Annotated in this window: 13 protein-coding genes; 2 read left to right on the forward strand and 11 right to left on the reverse strand. The window is 72.2% G+C overall.

Going from position 1 to position 14838, the window contains the following annotated elements; genetic code table 11:
• Together BLT97_RS17385 and BLT97_RS17390 are read right to left on the reverse strand one after the other, a co-directional pair.
• Complete coding sequence (locus tag BLT97_RS17385; RefSeq protein WP_093611136.1) at positions 1–2298, reverse strand: bifunctional salicylyl-CoA 5-hydroxylase/oxidoreductase; 2298 nt, start codon at positions 2296–2298, stop codon at positions 1–3.
• Positions 2283–3113 (reverse strand): enoyl-CoA hydratase family protein, encoded by an 831-nt coding sequence (locus tag BLT97_RS17390; protein WP_093611138.1) that lies wholly within the window; start codon positions 3111–3113, stop codon positions 2283–2285. Before BLT97_RS17390 ends, BLT97_RS17385 begins: the two co-directional genes overlap by 16 nt.
• A 234-nt stretch (positions 3114–3347) precedes the next feature.
• Here BLT97_RS17390 and BLT97_RS17395 point away from each other — a divergent pair, with 234 nt between their 5' ends.
• Positions 3348–3788: an ATP-binding protein gene (locus BLT97_RS17395; RefSeq protein WP_093611140.1), complete on the forward strand. Its 441-nt coding sequence runs from the start codon at positions 3348–3350 to the stop codon at positions 3786–3788.
• A gap of 34 nt (positions 3789–3822) precedes the next feature.
• On the opposite strand, the gene argF is transcribed toward BLT97_RS17395, so the two are convergent.
• The 7 genes from argF to BLT97_RS17430 form a co-directional block, all read right to left on the reverse strand.
• On the reverse strand, positions 3823–4821 hold the full coding sequence (gene argF / locus BLT97_RS17400; RefSeq protein ID WP_093611142.1) for an ornithine carbamoyltransferase: 999 nt from the start codon (positions 4819–4821) through the stop codon (positions 3823–3825).
• 103 nt (positions 4822–4924) lie between these two features.
• Positions 4925–6160, reverse strand: coding sequence for an arginine deiminase (locus BLT97_RS17405; RefSeq protein ID WP_093611144.1), 1236 nt, complete (start codon positions 6158–6160; stop codon positions 4925–4927).
• 101 nt (positions 6161–6261) lie between these two features.
• Positions 6262–8820, reverse strand: coding sequence for a polynucleotide kinase-phosphatase (locus BLT97_RS17410; RefSeq protein ID WP_093611146.1), 2559 nt, complete (start codon positions 8818–8820; stop codon positions 6262–6264).
• Entirely contained in the window at positions 8817–10295 is a 1479-nt protein-coding gene (locus BLT97_RS17415; RefSeq protein WP_093611148.1) for a 3' terminal RNA ribose 2'-O-methyltransferase Hen1, read from the reverse strand. Before BLT97_RS17415 ends, BLT97_RS17410 begins: the two co-directional genes overlap by 4 nt.
• A 230-nt stretch (positions 10296–10525) precedes the next feature.
• Positions 10526–11143, reverse strand: coding sequence for a hypothetical protein (locus tag BLT97_RS17420; protein WP_093611150.1), 618 nt, complete (start codon positions 11141–11143; stop codon positions 10526–10528).
• A gap of 189 nt (positions 11144–11332) precedes the next feature.
• Positions 11333–11614 carry a hypothetical protein gene (locus tag BLT97_RS17425; RefSeq protein WP_093611152.1) on the reverse strand — a complete coding sequence of 94 codons (282 nt, stop codon included), beginning with the start codon at positions 11612–11614 and terminating at the stop codon, positions 11333–11335.
• A gap of 112 nt (positions 11615–11726) precedes the next feature.
• Positions 11727–11927: a hypothetical protein gene (locus BLT97_RS17430; protein ID WP_093611154.1), complete on the reverse strand. Its 201-nt coding sequence runs from the start codon at positions 11925–11927 to the stop codon at positions 11727–11729.
• Between the two features lie 244 nt (positions 11928–12171).
• Here BLT97_RS17430 and BLT97_RS17435 point away from each other — a divergent pair, with 244 nt between their 5' ends.
• Positions 12172–13095, forward strand: a complete 924-nt coding sequence (locus BLT97_RS17435; protein WP_093611156.1) for an LLM class F420-dependent oxidoreductase — start codon at positions 12172–12174, stop codon at positions 13093–13095.
• Positions 13096–13152: 57 nt separating this feature from the next.
• Here the strand turns inward: BLT97_RS17435 and BLT97_RS17440 are convergent, their stop codons facing one another.
• Both BLT97_RS17440 and BLT97_RS17445 read right to left on the reverse strand, forming a co-directional pair.
• Entirely contained in the window at positions 13153–13575 is a 423-nt protein-coding gene (locus BLT97_RS17440; RefSeq protein ID WP_093611158.1) for a nucleotide pyrophosphohydrolase, read from the reverse strand.
• Positions 13535–14767 (reverse strand): AAA family ATPase, encoded by a 1233-nt coding sequence (locus BLT97_RS17445; protein ID WP_245769387.1) that lies wholly within the window; start codon positions 14765–14767, stop codon positions 13535–13537. Before BLT97_RS17445 ends, BLT97_RS17440 begins: the two co-directional genes overlap by 41 nt.
• Positions 14768–14838: the final 71 nt, after the last annotated feature.

The raw sequence follows: 14838 nt of genomic DNA on the forward strand, positions 1-14838 counted from the left end.
TCAGCCCAGGGTCAAGCGCGGCTTCGGTGCGTCGGTGCGGCCCGTCTGGGGGCGGCGGCTGCCCGCACGGTACGGGAGCGGCCAGGAGATGCCCGGGCCCGTGTAGCCCTGTTCGGCCGCGGCGTGCAGGGTCCAGTGCGGGTCGTACAGGTGCGGGCGGGCGAGGGCGCACAGGTCCGTACGCCCGGCCAGGATCAGGGAGTTGACGTCGTCCCAGGACGAGATCGCCCCGACGGCGATCACCGGGAGGCCGGTCTCCTGGCGGATCCGGTCGGCGTACGGGGTCTGGTACGAGCGGCCGTACGCGGGCTGCTCCTCGGCCACCACCTGCCCGGTGGACACATCGATCGCGTCCGCCCCGTGCGCGGCGAAGGCGCGGGCGATCTCCACGGCCTCGTCCCCGCCGTTGCCGCCCTCGGCCCAGTCGGTGGCGGAGATACGGACGGTCATGGGCCGGTCCGCGGGCCAGATCGCCCGTACGGCGTCGAAGACTTCCAGCGGGTAGCGCAGCCGGTTCTCCAGCGGTCCGCCGTAGGCGTCCGTGCGGTGGTTGGTCAGCGGGGAGAGGAAGCTCGACAGCAAGTAGCCGTGCGCGCAGTGCAGTTCGAGCAGGTCGAAGCCGCAGCGCGCGGCCCGCCAGGCGGCGGCGGCGAACTGCTCGCGGATCTCGGTGAGTCCGTCGCGCGTGAGCTCGTGCGGGGTCTGGCTGTTCGCCTTGTACGGGAGCGGGGAGGGCGCGGACAGCGGCCAGTTGCCCTCGTCCAGCGGCTCGTCGATGCCCTCCCACATCAGCTTCGTGGAGCCCTTGCGGCCGGAGTGGCCGAGCTGGAGTCCCAGCGCCGTGCCGGGGGCCTGCTGGTGCACGAACTCCGCGATCCGCGTCCAGGCGGCGGCCTGTTCGGGGGTCCACAGGCCGGCGCAGCCGGGCGTGATCCGGCCTTCGGGGCTGACGCACACCATCTCGGTCATCACCAGCCCGGCCCCGCCGAGGGCCCGCGCGCCGAGGTGGACGAGATGGAAGTCGCCGGGCACGCCGTCGACGGCCGAGTACATGTCCATCGGCGAGACGACCACACGGTTGCGCAGGGTCAGTGCGCCGATCTTGTACGGGGTGAACATGGGCGGGGTGTCCGGCGGGCAGCCGAACTCGCGCTCCACGTCCGCGGTGAACTCCGGGTCGCGCAGCCGCAGGTTGTCGTGCGTGACGCGGCGACTGCGGGTGAGCAGGTTGAACGCGAACTGCCGCGGCGGCTGGTCCACGTAGCGCTTGAGCTCCTCGAACCATTCGAGGCTCGCGCGGGCCGCGCGCTGCGTGGAGGTCACGACGGGGCGACGCTCCTCCTCGTACGCGTGCAGCGCCCGCTCGATGGTGGGCTGTTCCTGGAGGCAGGCGGCGAGCGCGAGGGCGTCCTCGACGGCGAGCTTGGTGCCGGAGCCGATGGAGAAGTGCGCGGTGTGGGCCGCGTCGCCGATGAGCACCGTATTGCCGTGCGACCAGCGGTCGTTGACCACCGTGCGGAAGCGGATCCAGGCGGAGTTGTTGGAGCGCAGCGGGCGGCCGTCGAGGGCGTCGGCGAAGAGCTTGGCGCAGCGCTCCACGGACTCGTGCTCGTCGAGCCCCTCGAATCCGGCGGCCTGCCAGACCTCTTCGCGCATCTCGACGATGACGGTGGAGGCGCTGTCGCTGTACGGGTAGCCGTGCAGCTGCATCACGCCGGCCCCGGTCTCGGCGATCTCGAAGCGGAAGGCGTCGAAGGCGAAGTCCGCGGCCAGCCAGATGTAGCGGCAGCGGTGCTCCTCGATGTGCGGGCCGAAGGCCTCGGCGTGCGCCGTGCGGGTGGCGCTGTGCACGCCGTCGGCGGCGATCACCAGGTCGTACGCGCGGCTCAGATCGGCGGCCGGGGGCGCCTCCGTACGGAAGCGGAGCTCCACGCCCAGGTCGCGGCAGCGCTCGTGCAGGATCTGGAGCAGCCGCTTGCGGCCGAGGGCGGCGAAGCCGTGGCCGCCGGAAGTGGAGCGGTGACCACGGTGCACGATGTCGATGTCGTCCCAGCGCACGAACTCCCGCTGCATCGCCGCGTACACCACGGGGTCGGCGTGCTCGATGCCGCCGAGGGTCTCGTCGGAGAGGACCACGCCGAAGCCGAAGGTGTCCTCCGGTGCGTTGCGCTCCCAGACGGTGATCTCGCGCGTCGGGTCGAGGCGCTTGAGCAGGGCGGCGGCGTACAGGCCGCCGGGACCGCCGCCGATGACGGCGACCCGCGGCGCCGCCTTCGCGCCGGTCACCTGCCCTGCCACTTCGGCGGCCGCTTCGCGGTGAAGGCGGCGTGGAACTCGGCGTAGTCCTCCCCGTTCATCAGGAGCGCCTGCGTGGCCGCGTCCATCTCCACGGCCGCCGCGAGCGGCATGTCCAGCTCGGCCGTGAGCAGCGCCTTCGTCTGCGCGTACGCGAGCGCCGGGCCCTCGGCGAGGCGGTGGGCCAGGGCCTGCGCGGCCTCGTCGGACCTGCCCTCGTCGGTGAGCTCGCTGATCAGGCCGATCCGCTCGGCCTCCGGCGCGCGCACTGTGTCGCCGAGCATGAGCAGCCGGGTCGCGTGGCCGAGGCCGACCACGCGGGGCAGCAGATAGGCCGCGCCCATGTCGCCGCCGGACAGACCGACCTTCGTGAACAGGAAGGCGAAACGCGCCGAGGGGTCGGCGACCCGGAAGTCCGCGGCCAGGGCGAGCACCGCGCCCGCACCCGCGGCCACCCCGTGCAGCGCGGCGACCACGGGGAAGGGGCACTCGCGGATCGCGCGCACCACCTGGCCGGTCATCCGGTTGAAGTCGAGCAGCTGCGCGGTGTCCATGGCGAGTGTGGCGCCGATGATCTCGTCCACGTCGCCGCCCGAGCAGAAGCCCCGGCCCTCACCTGCGAGGACCAGCGCGCGGACGGATTTCTCGCGGGACAGCTCGGCGAGCAGGTCGCGCAGGTCGGCGTAGGCGCCGAAGGTCAGCGCGTTCAGCTTCTCGGGGCGGGCGAACGTGACGGTGGCGACCCCGCTCTCGTCGACGGTCACCCGCAGGTGCCGCCACTCGGGGGTGCGGGGCGCGGAACCGGTGAACGGGCTCATACCTCGGGCCTCCTGTGGGTGGGGCGGCCCTTCGAAGCTATCACCCGGATATGACTGCCGTCACGAGTACGCGATAAGCCTTCCGCGGCAAGGGCGGGAGGCGGGTGAGAACCGCAGAGCGGAAGCTGCCAAAGGTCCTGACCACTGTGGCGTTCGTCCCACTTGCCCCCGGCCCGGCGGCTCTACTGTGTCGGGGGTTACGCTTCCTAAGGTTGAAAGCAGGACAGCCTGCCTGTGAACGGACCCACCTTGCACGAACCCCCTGCCTCCTGGCGTATCGCACTCCCGCACACCGTCGCGGCCGTGCCCGTCGCCCGCGCCCTGGTCCGTACGGCGCTCCAGGACATCGACCCGGAGACGGCGGCCGACTGCGACACGGCGGAGCTGCTCACCGCGGAATTGGTCGCGAACGCCGTCGAGCACACCTCCGGCGACGCCCCCATCGAGCTGGTCGTGGAGCTGCTGCCCACCGGTTGCCAGGTCGAGGTGCACGACCCCTCGCCGAACCCGCCGGGCGATCTGACCCGCCCGAGCGCGCTCGAGGAGCCCGACCCCTGGCAGGAGCACGGCCGCGGGCTGCTCCTGATCCGCACCCTGAGCCAGGCATGCGGACACCGCCTCACCGATTCCGGCAAGGCGGTGTGGTTCACGCTCCCCGCGCGGCCGGCCCTCTGAGTTCCCGGCCCGTCCTCTCCGTTCGCACGGCCTCTCAGGCGAGGGTCGCCACCATGACGGCCTTGATGGTGTGCAGCCGGTTCTCCGCCTCGTCGAACACCACCGAGTGTGCCGACTCGAAGACCTCGTCGGTGACTTCCAGCGAGGCGAGCCCGTACTGCTCGTGGATCTCCTTGCCCACCTTCGTGCCCAGGTCGTGGAAGGCCGGCAGGCAGTGCAGGAACTTCACGTCTGTGTTGCCCGTCGCGCGCAGCACGTCCATGGTCACGGCGTACGGGGTGAGGGCCTCGATGCGCTCGGCCCAGACCTCCTTGGGCTCGCCCATGGAGACCCATACGTCGGTGGCCACGAAGTCGGCGCCCCGCACCCCGTCCGCGACCTCCTCGGTGAGCGTGATGCGCGCACCGCTCTTGTCGGCGAGGGCGCGGGCCTGCGCCACGATCTCCTCGGCCGGCCAGTAGGCGCGGGGGGCGACGATCCGTACGTCCATGCCGAGCAGCGCGCCGGTCACCAGGTACGAGTTGCCCATGTTGAAGCGGGCGTCGCCCAGGTAGGCGAAGGCGATCTCCGTGAGCGGCTTGGCGCTGTGCTCGGTCATGGTGAGCACGTCGGCGAGCATCTGGGTCGGGTGCCAGTCGTCGGTCAGACCGTTCCAGACCGGCACCCCGGAGTAGGCGGCGAGCTCCTCGACGGCGCTCTGGCTGTCGCCGCGGAACTCGATCCCGTCGAACATCCGGCCGAGCACCCGCGCGGTGTCCTTCACGGACTCCTTGTGGCCTATCTGCGAGCCGGAGGGGTCGAGATACGTGGTGGAGGCGCCCTGGTCGGCGGCCGCGACCTCGAAGGCGCAGCGCGTACGGGTGGAGGTCTTCTCGAAGATCAGCGCGATGTTCTTCCCGGCCAGACGCCTGGCTTCGGTCCCCGCCTTCTTCGCCGCCTTGAGCTCGGCGGCCAGCTCGACCAGGGCGAGGAACTCCTCGGCGCTGAAGTCGAGCTCCTTGAGGAAGGAACGCCCGGTCAGGTCGGTGGCCATGCGCATGCTCCAAGGCGGTGAGGGGACGGGTTCGGCTACGTCTGCAACTCTATACGAGAGTCGGCAAATATATACAGCCACCCGGTGCGGTCGGAGGTCCCCCTCAGTTCACCGCATCCCGCTCGACCGGGCAGCTCATGCAGCGCGGCCCGCCCCGGCCGCGTCCCAGCTCGCTGCCCCGGATCTCGATCACCTCGATGCCTTCCTTGCGCAGATAGGTGTTCGTCGTGGCGTTCCGCTCGTACGCGATCACGACCCCGGGCTCGACGGCCAGCACGTTGCACCCGTCGTCCCACTGCTCGCGCTCGGCGGAGTGCACGTCCTGGACGGCGGTGAGGACGCGGATCGCGTCCAGGCCGAGTGCGGCGGCGATGGCCCGGTGCATGTGCTCCGGCGGATGGTCGGTGACCTTCAGCTCCCGCTCCCCCACGCCGGGTTCGATGGTGTACGAGGGGAGCATGCCGAGGCCCGCGTACTGCGTGAAGGTGTCGCCGTCGACCATCGTCATCACGGTGTCCAGGTGCATGAAGGCCCGCCGCTTGGGCATGTCGAGGGCCACGATGGAGCGGGCCGAGCCGGCCGCGAAGAGCTTGTGCGCGAGCATCTCCACGGCCTGCGGTGTGGTGCGCTCGCTCATCCCGATCAGCACCGCGCCGTTGCCGATGACGAGGACGTCCCCGCCCTCGATCGTCGACGGGTAGTCGGACTGCCCCTCCGACCAGTGGTGGAAGGCCCCGCCCTGCTCGCCGGCGAACAGCGGGTGGTGGCGGTAGATCGCCTCGAAGTGCACGGTCTCGCGCTGCCGGGCGGGCCAGCGCATCGCGTTGATCGAGACCCCGTCGTAGATCCAGGCGGAGGTGTCGCGCGTGAAGAGGTGGTTGGGCAGCGGGCCGAGCAGGAAGTCGTCGAGCTCCATCGCGTGGAAGCGCACGGAGGTCGGCTCGGGGTGCTGCTCCAGGTATTCGCGCTTGGTCATGCCCCCGACGAGCGCCGACACGAGGTCGGCGGCGGTCATCGTCTCGAAGGCCGCCCGCAGGGTCGGGGTGGCCAGCGGGCCGTAGGCCTTCTCGTCGAAGACGCGGTCCAGGACGAGGGTGCGGGCGGCGGGCACGTCGAGTGCCTCGCGGAGCAGGTCGCCGAAGAGATGCACCTCGACGCCGCGGTCGCGGAGCACATCGGCGAACCCGTCGTGCTCCTGGCGGGCCCGGCGGACCCAGAGCACGTCGTCGAAGAGGAGGGCGTCCTTGTTGCTGGGGGTGAGGCGCTTCAGTTCGAGGTCGGGTCGGTGCAGGATGACGCGGCGCAGGCGCCCGGTCTCGGAGGCGACATGGAATCCCATGACGGCATCCTTCCCCAGTTCGGGGCGGTCAGCGCCGGGCTCGGCACAGGTTCGGGCGGGCGGCGGCACGGGATGGTCCCCTGCCGCCGCCCGCCGGTGTCCTACAGGCGCGGGTCCACGGGCTCCGACTCGAGAGCCAGCACCGCGAACACCGCCTCGTGCACCCGCCACAGCGGCTCACCCGCGCCGAGCCGGTCGAGGGCCTCGACCCCGAGGGCGTATTCGCGCAGGGCGAGCGACCGCTTGTGGCCGAGGTACCGCTGGCGCAGGCGCTCCAGGTTCTCCGGGCGCGTGTACTCCGCTCCGTAGATGATCCGCAGGTACTCGCGCCCGCGGCACTTGATGCCGGGCTGCACGAGCCGGCCCTTGCCGTCGCGCACCAGGGCACCGAGCGGCTTGACCACCATGCCCTCGCCGCCGCGCCCGGTCATCTCCAGCCACCAGTCGACGCCCGCCTGCACCGACTCGGGCGAGCCCGTGTCGACGTAGAGCCTGCGGGTGGTCTGGAGCAGACCGGTCGGGTCGGCGGCCACCAGGCGGTCGAGCAGCGCCAACTGCTCGTCGTGCGGGACGGCCGCCATGCTGCGGCCCTTGACGGCGAGCACCTGGAAGGGCGCGAAGCGCACGCCCTCCAGACCGTCGGTGGTCCAGCAGTAGCGCCGGTACGCCTCGGTGAACGCCGAGGCGTCGGCGGCCCGTTCGCGCTGCCGCGCAAGCAGCTCGCCCGCGTCCACCCCGCGCGCAACCGCAGATTCGAGGGCGGCGAGCGCGCCCGGGAAGACCGCGCCGGCCGCGGCGCCGACCGCCGCGTACTGCGAGCGGAGCAGGCCGCCCGCCTTCAGCGACCAGGGCAGCAACTCCCCGTCCAGGAGCAGCCAGTCCGTGCCGAGCTCCGCCCAGAGTCCGGCCTCGTCGGCCGCCTTCCGTACGCGGTCGAGGATCTCCTCCGTGACCACCGAGTCGTCGAAGAAGGGCCGACCGGTACGTGTGTACAGCGACCCGGTGACGCCCTCGACGCCGAAGCGCTCGCGGGCGGCCGCGGCGTCGCGGCAGACCAGCGCCACGGCCCGCGAGCCCATGTGCTTCTCCTCGCACACCACCCGCTCGACCCCGTCGGCGGCGTACTGCGCGAAGGCCTCGGCCGGGTGCTCAAGGAAGCCCTCGACGGCAGAGGTCGCCGTCGGCGCCATGGTCGGCGGCAGGTACGGGACCAGGCGCGGGTCGACGGCGAAGCGGCTCATGACCTCCAGCGCGGCCGCCGCGTTCTCCTCGCGCACCGCGACCCGGCCCGCGTGCGTGGTCTCCACGATCCGCTTGCCGTGCACGTCCGCCAGGTCCAGCGGCCGGCCTTCGTGCCCGCCGGGCGCCTCGGTCGCGAGCGGCTTGACCGGCTCGTACCAGACCTTCTCGGCCGGTACGTCGACCAGTTCGCGCTCCGGCCAGCGCAGCGCGGTGAGCTTGCCGCCGAAGACGGCGCCGGTGTCGAGGCAGATGGTGTTGTTGAGCCAGGTCGCGGTCGGCACGGGGGTGTGCCCGTACACGACCGCCGCCCGGCCGCGGTAGTCCTCGGCCCACGGGTAGCGCACGGGCAGGCCGAACTCGTCGGTCTCGCCGGTGGTGTCCCCGTACAGGGCGTGGCTGCGCACCCGGCCGGACGTACGGCCGTGGTACTTCTCGGGCAGCCCGGCGTGACACACGACCAGCTTGCCCTCGTCGAGGACGTAGTGGCTGACGAGCCCGTCGATGAACTCCCTTACCTCCGCCCGGAATTCCTCACTCTCGCCCTCCATCTGCTCGATGGTCTCGGCGAGGCCGTGGGTGTGCTGGACGCCGCGGCCCTTGAGGTAGCGGCCGAACTTGTTCTCGTGGTTGCCCGGTACGCACAGCGCGTTGCCCGACTTGACCATGGACATCACGCGGCGCAGGACGCCCGGGGAGTCCGGGCCGCGGTCGACGAGGTCGCCGACGAACACGGCGGTACGGCCCTGCGGGTGCACCCCGTCCTCGTAACCCAACGTGGCGAGCAGGGTGTCGAGTTCGGAGCGGCAGCCGTGGATGTCGCCGATGATGTCGAAGGGGCCGGTGAGGTGCGTGAGGTCGTTGTAGCGCTTCTCGATGCTGATCGAGGCGTGCTCGATCTCCTCGACGCCGCGCAGGATGTGCACCTTGCGGAAGCCCTCGCGCTCCAAGTGCCGCAGCGAACGGCGCAGTTCGCGCTGGTGGCGCTGGATGACGCGGCGCGGCATGCCCGCGCGGTCGGCGCGGCCGGCATTGCGCGCGGCGCACACCTCCTCGGGCACGTCGAGGACGATCGCGATCGGCAGGACGTCGTGCTGCCGGGCGATCTGGACCAGCTGACGGCGCGCCTCGGTCTGCACGTTGGTCGCGTCCACGACGGTGAGCCGGCCCGCGGCCAGGCGCTTGCCGGCGATGTAGTGCAGCACGTCGAAGGCGTCGCCGCTGGCGCTCTGGTCGTTCTCGTCGTCGGCGACCAGGCCGCGGAAGAAGTCGCTGGAGAGCACCTCGGTGGGCTTGAAGTGCTTGCGGGCGAAGCTGGACTTGCCCGAACCGGTGGAGCCGACCAGGACTACGAGGGACAGGTCGGTGACGGGCAGGACGCGGCCCGCGCGCGGCGCTTCGGTGCGGATGTCGTTCGTCATGCTGCCTTCTCTCCCTTCGCGGTGGTGGTTTCGGTGGTGCTGCTGATCGTAAAAACAGCCATCTGTGTGGGGGGTCCCACTTCGGGGTCGTCGGGCCCGACGGGCCGGAACTCCACGCCGTAGCCGTGCCGTTCGGCGACCTGCCCGGCCCACATGCGGAACTCCTCGCGGGTCCACTCGAAGCGGTGGTCGCCATGGCGTACGTGCCCGGCGGGCAGCGACTCCCAGCGCACGTTGTACTCGACGTTCGGCGTGGTCACGAGCACCGTCGCGGGCCGCGCGGAGCCGAACACCGCGTACTCCAGGGCGGGCAGCCGCGGCAGGTCGAGGTGCTCGATCACCTCGCTGAGCACCGCGGCGTCGTACCCCTTGAGCCGCTTGTCGGTGTACGCGAGCGAGCCCTGGAAGAGCTGCACGCGCGAGGCCTGCCGCTCCCCCATCCGCTCCAGCTTCAGGCGGCGCGCGGCGATGGTGAGGGCGCGCATCGACACGTCGACGCCGACGATCTCGGTGAACGTGACGTCCTTGAGCAGTGCCTGCACCAACTGGCCCTGGCCGCAGCCCAGGTCGAGCACGCGGTGCGCGCCGGCGCCCTTGAGCGCCTCGATGATCGCGTCGCGCCGCTGCACGGCGAGCGGGACCGGCTTCTCCTCGGTGTCGGTGGTCTCGTCCACGGCGTTGTCGACCTCCTCGACCGCCAGGTCGTCGAGGTCGGCCAGGCGCACCAGTTCGAGGCGGTCCATCGCCTCGCGCGTGAGCGACCAGCGCCGGGACAGGTAGCGGCTGGTGATCAGCTTGTGCTCGGGGTGCTCCGCGAGCCAGCCCTCGCCGGCGCGCAGCAGCTTGTCCACCTCGTCGGGGGCGACCCAGTAGTGCTTGGCGTCGTCGAGCACCGGCAGCAGGACATAGAGGTGCCGCAGCGCCTCGGCGAGCACCTGCTCCCCTTCGAGTACGAGGCGTACGTACCGCGAGTCGCCCCAGTCGGGGAACTGTGCGTCGAGCGGGACGGGCTCGGCCGTGACGGTCCAGCCGAGCGGCTCGAAGAGCTTGGTGACCAGGGCCGCCCCGCCGCGGGCGGGCAGCGCGGGCACCTCGACGGTGAGCGGCAGCTTCCGGCCGACGAGCTCCGGCTTGGCGGTGCACACCCCGCGCAGGGCGGACTTGAACACGGTGCTCAGAGCCACGGCGAGCAGGGACGAGGCGGCGTACGGCCGGTCGTTGACGTACTGCGCGAGTGCCGCGTCGGGGGCGCCGCCGCGGCCCTTGCCCTTCCCCTTGCGGACGAGCGCGACGGGGTCGATCTCCAGGAGCAGCGCCGCCGTGCACCGCTGATCGTCCGCCTCGGGATACAGCACATGCGCCTTGCCCTGCGCGGTGCTGAACACCTGCGCCTTGTCGGGATGCTTGTGCAGCAGGAAGCCGAGGTCGGTCGCCGGGCGGTCCGGGGTGCCGGTGGTGGAGATCGTCAGGAACACGGTGGGTGCCTCGATACGTAGGCGGTCGTCCGAGGGCGCGATGACGCCGTCGGGTGGAGTGCGCCCGGGGCCGGGCGTCCGCACAAAGTACCCCGGTCACCGCTGCGACCTGCAGGGATTTTCGGCCCGTAGGCTCAGGGCTCAAGGGCTCTTCGGGGGCTCTCCAGGGCGCATCGCGCGGGTACGGGCCGAAGGCGGGCGGGCTCCCGGCAGCCGCGACGGGCGGGCGCTCAGGCGCCGCGGCGGATGGAGCGTACGACCGCCAGATACGCCAGCACGGCGAGGCCCGCAGTCAGCGCCGCACCCTGGGCCACCAGGCGCCAGGTCGCGCCCGCCGGGCTGATGCCGTGCGGGGCCAGCCGCCCCTTCGGGTCGTACAGCATCCCGATCGAGGAGCCGGGGGTCACCGCGGCCGAGCAGCCGCGCGAGAGCCGGCGCTTGACCGGTGTCCCGTCGCCGTACCGCACGGAGCAGAGGTACTTCTCGTCGTCCTCCTGGCTCACGGCGACGGCGGTCACCACCACCTGCACCCGCTCCCCGCGTCCGGCCAGCGTGACGTCGGTGGTGAGCTGCGGGACGAGCAGGGCGAGCGCGATGCCGAGCGCGGCGACGGCGGCGCCGAGGATCCGGCCGGCGCGGGTGACCAGGAGGTACAGGGTCAGCGCGAGCGCGGCGACCGCGCCGGCCGCGGCGGACTGCGCCGACGGGAACCCGGCCAGGGTGCCCGCCGCGCCGCAGACCACGATCGCGCCGGCACCGAGCACCGCGACGGCGATGCCTTCGAGACGGAGCCACAGGGGCGGCGGCAGGGCCGGGCGGCGGAGCCTGCGGGCGAGGGCACGGCACACCCGTACATATCCGGCATGACCGGAACGCCCAACTCCCCCTTCCGCGCGCTGCTTTCGATGCCGTCCTGCTGTCACCCGAGCATTATGCAAAGCCGGAGGTCAGAAGGGGAGCCGGGCCGATCCGGGCAGTAAACGGGCCGCGGCCCACAGCCCCGCACAGAAGCGGGGAAGCGGGGGACGGAGAAGCGGCTACATCGCCGCGAACAGGAACAGCCCCGGCACGATCTGCGCCAGGACCGCCGCCGCGAGCCCCATCAGGAGGCCGGCCAGGTGGAAGGTGCGGCGGGGGGAGGTGTCGCCGTTCTTGGCCTCGACGACCAGGCCGACCAGCGCGACGCCGATGGCGATCGCGCCGGCCGTCGTGGCGGAGAAGAACTGGACGCCCAGCATGAGCATGGCGCCCGCGCCGACGAGCACGCTGGCCGTCGCATGGATCCAGCCCGTCACACTGCTGCCGCGCGTCTGCGCCATCTCCCCCACCTCGTCCGGCCCCGAGCTCGGCCCTGCGTGCCGACCCACATCCGGGCCCGCGTCGGGGCCCGCGTCGGGGCCCGCGTTCGGGCCCCTCGTTCGGGCCGACACCCTAGCCGACGGTGTCCGGCGCGGTCCCGGGAGTGTCCTCGGTGCGGGTGCGGGGGGAGGTCTGGAGTTCGGCGTCGAGCTGGGACAGGTCCGCGTTGAGCGCGGCCATCAGCTCCTCCATCTGCTGCAACAGGCCCTTGGGCCGGCCGCCCTGGGCGGGGATGGAGTCGGCGGTCTGTTCCGGCGCGGCTTCCTGGGACATTGACGGCCTCCTCGGCCTGCGCTCCGTCCAGTGGGGCGGAGCAGTACGTGCGGGCGACGCCCGGGCAGCGTTCGCCGGCGCCGGGCGTTCCGGCTCCGCCCGAGCCAACGATCACCTCTGGGGCCGGTCACTGTCAGCAACCGTCCTCATGCATGGAGTTGACGGACTTTCACCCGACCGAGGACAGGGCGGACGCGCGGGGTCGGCTCGGTTGACGGCCGTTCGAGCGTGCAGGATGGAGGACATGGATCTTCGCATCTTCACCGAGCCCCAGCAGGGGGCCACTTACGACACGTTGCTGACCGTGGCCAAGGCGACCGAGGACCTCGGCTTCGACGCCTTCTTCCGCTCCGACCACTACTTGAAGATGGGCTCCGCCGACGGGCTGCCGGGGCCGACCGACGCGTGGATCACGCTGGCCGGCCTGGCGCGCGAGACCAAGCGCATCCGCCTCGGCACGCTGATGACGGCCGGCACCTTCCGGCTGCCCGGTGTGCTCGCGATCCAGGTCGCACAGGTGGACCAGATGTCCGGCGGCCGGGTCGAACTGGGCCTGGGCGCGGGCTGGTTCGAGGAGGAGCACAAGGCGTACGGGATCCCGTTCCCCAAGGAGAAGTTCGCCCGGCTCGAGGAGCAGCTGGCCATCGTCACCGGCCTGTGGGGCACGGAGACGGGCAAGACCTTCTCGTACGAGGGCACGCACTACCGGCTGACCGACTCGCCCGCGCTGCCCAAGCCGGCGCAGAGCAAGGTGCCGGTTCTGATCGGCGGGCACGGTGCGACGCGCACGCCGCGGCTCGCGGCCCAGTACGCGGACGAGTTCAACATTCCGTTCGCCTCGATCGAGGACTCCCAGCGGCAGTTCGGCCGGGTCCGCTCGGCGGCCGAGCTGGCAGGGCGCAAGCCGGACAGCCTGGTGTACTCCAACGCCCTGGTGGCCTGCGTGGGCAAGGACGACGCCGAGGTGGCGCGGCGCGCGGCGGTCATCGGACGCGAGGTGGAGGAGCTCAAGGCCAACGGGCTGGCGGGCTCGCCGGCCGAGGTGGTCGACAAGATCGGCCGATACGCGGAGATCGGGTCGCAGCGGGTGTATCTCCAGATCCTCGATCTGGACGACCTGGACCACCTGGAGCTGATCTCTTCGCAGGTGCAGGGGCAGTTGGGCTGAGGCCTGCTGCTGTCGGGCACGGGGTGCGGGCGGTCGGCCCGCACCCCGTGGCGCTGCTCACTTCGCCGGGTCCGGGCCCCCGGCCGACTCCGGAGCCGACTTGATCCGACCCGGCACGGCGGGACCCTCCGCCCCCACCGGATACCGCTTCTCGTTGCGCTCGATCTTGTCCGCGAGGGCCGCGAGGGCGTCCACGCCGAGCACCTCGCACAATTGCAGCAGATACGCGAGGACGTCGGCCACCTCGTCACGGACGCGGTGCGCGAAGTCCGGGTCGTCCATGACCCGCGCGGACTGCTCGGGCGTCAACCACTGGAAGATCTCGACGAGTTCGGCCGCCTCGACGCTGAGCGCGGAGGTCAGGTTCTTGGGCGTGTGATACGGGCCCCAGTCCCGCGCGGCCGCGAACGCGGCCAGCCTGCGCTGCAGGTCCCGTACGTCAAGATCGCCGCTCGTGGTGCTCTGTTCCTTCTCTGTCACGCCCCAGGTCTACCATCGCGGCCCCGGCGGCCCGTCCCGCCCCCGCCGCGTCCTCGCCCACGGCCGCCACGAGCCGGATGTGGCCGCGGGCGCACATCCGCGCCGCGAGCCGGAGCAGCTCCTCGCGCTGGCGCCGGTCCAGGTCGCGGTCGAGTCCGTCGGCCAGCACGGTCAACGGCTGGAGCGCCGAAGGGACTTCGCCGACCTGGTCCACGGCGAGCACACCGGGGCCGGTGAGCAGGACCAGGGAGAGGGCGAGGTGCCGCAGCTCCCCGTCTCCGAGGTGCGCGAGCGGGGTGGCGGCCGCCCCGCCCCGGTCGAGGACCGCGCGGATGTGTCCTGCTGCGGCGCTCTCCGCCCGTACGTCCATGACCGCGCCCGTCGAACCCGCCCGCGCCGCCGCGACGAGCTGGGCGTGCCGTGTGCCGCACTCGGCCCGGGTGCGGCGCAGCACGTCGGCCAGGTTCCCGCAGTCCCGCAGCAGCCGGCCCGGTCCCGGAGGCACCGGGGCGCGCATGCGGGAGGGCTGCGGATCGCAGGCGTACGAGGAGCGCAGGGCGAGCACGGCCTGCTCGGCCGCGGCGAGGACGCTGCGCTGTCCGTCCGTCGCACCGGCCACGTGCAGCGGGAGCAGAGCCGTGGCCAGCTGGTCGTCGGGCAGGGGCACTCCGGTGGCGGGCGCGTGGCCCGCCGGGTGCCATACCGCGTGGACCGCGCGGCGGGCGGGGTCGCGGAGCGCGGACTCCATGAGGACCACGTCGCCGAGGCTCAGGCGCTCGCCGGCGATGCGCAGTTCGGGCTCGACCTGGACGGCGAGGTCGAGCCGTACGCGCCCTGCCGGTCCCTCGACCAGGCACCCGAGCCGGAACCCGCGCCGCCCCTGCCGGTCGGGCCCGGCCTGTTCCGGCACGCAGGCCTCCGGGTCCGGCACGGCCTGCGCGAGGGGTGTGCCGGAGGCGAGGCGCGCGAGCAGCTCGTACGCGCGCAGCGCACTGGACTTGCCGCTGCCGCTCGGTCCCGTGATGAGGGTGAACGGCCCGAGCGGCAGTGTGATGCGGCGGTGTCCGGCGAAGGCGGAGAGCCGCAGGGCGCGGACGGCGGGGCGGTGGGCGGGGTGGTCGGTGTACGGGGCGGCGGGGCGGTCGGGCGCGGTCGCGGCACCGGTGGCCTCGCCTTCCTGGAGCAGCGTCATGCCGCGAGGCTAAGCAGGGCTTTTCTGCCGAACCGTTTTACCGTCCGGGCCTTCCTACGATCGAAGGACGC

The sequence above is a fragment of the Streptomyces indicus genome (genome assembly GCF_900100315.1).
GTDB lineage: Bacteria > Actinomycetota > Actinomycetes > Streptomycetales > Streptomycetaceae > Streptomyces > Streptomyces indicus.

Coding starts and splice junctions, on each gene's coding strand:
- BLT97_RS17445 (WP_245769387.1), bottom strand. CDS start 14,767: ATGACGCTGCTCCAGGAAGGCGAGGCCACCGGTGCCGCGACCGCGCCC.
- argF (WP_093611142.1), bottom strand. CDS start 4,821: ATGGCCACCGACCTGACCGGGCGTTCCTTCCTCAAGGAGCTCGACTTC.
- BLT97_RS17410 (WP_093611146.1), bottom strand. CDS start 8,820: ATGACGAACGACATCCGCACCGAAGCGCCGCGCGCGGGCCGCGTCCTG.
- BLT97_RS17405 (WP_093611144.1), bottom strand. CDS start 6,160: ATGGGATTCCATGTCGCCTCCGAGACCGGGCGCCTGCGCCGCGTCATC.
- BLT97_RS17430 (WP_093611154.1), bottom strand. CDS start 11,927: ATGTCCCAGGAAGCCGCGCCGGAACAGACCGCCGACTCCATCCCCGCC.
- BLT97_RS17435 (WP_093611156.1), top strand. CDS start 12,172: ATGGATCTTCGCATCTTCACCGAGCCCCAGCAGGGGGCCACTTACGAC.
- BLT97_RS17390 (WP_093611138.1), bottom strand. CDS start 3,113: ATGAGCCCGTTCACCGGTTCCGCGCCCCGCACCCCCGAGTGGCGGCAC.
- BLT97_RS17425 (WP_093611152.1), bottom strand. CDS start 11,614: ATGGCGCAGACGCGCGGCAGCAGTGTGACGGGCTGGATCCATGCGACG.